The following is a 238-nucleotide window of genomic DNA, read 5'->3' on the forward strand; positions in this document are numbered from 1 at the left end:
GTCAGGAACTCGTCCCCGATCGCCTCGGGGAAGGGCGCGCCGAAGACCGCTATGGACGATGTATACACCACGCGCGGGTGATAATCGCCCAAGGCGCGGATCGCCTCGAACAGGTTGCGGGTGCCGTCCAGGTTGATGCGGTAGCCCTTGTCGAAATCCGCCTCGGCCTCGCCCGAGACGATGGCGGCGAGATGGAAGATGACCTCGGGGCGGTCGGCCACCAGCGCCCGGACAGTTT

At 66.0% G+C, this 238-nt stretch carries 1 protein-coding gene; it reads right to left on the reverse strand.

Annotated elements, in window-relative coordinates:
• Positions 1 to 238, reverse strand: a 238-nt coding sequence (locus FXV77_RS21965; RefSeq protein ID WP_148921386.1) for an NAD-dependent epimerase/dehydratase family protein, incomplete at both ends; no start/stop codon positions are given.

Source organism: Sphingobacterium phlebotomi, assembly GCF_008180195.1.
In the GTDB taxonomy this organism is placed as follows: Bacteria; Bacteroidota; Bacteroidia; order Sphingobacteriales; family Sphingobacteriaceae; genus Sphingobacterium; species Sphingobacterium phlebotomi.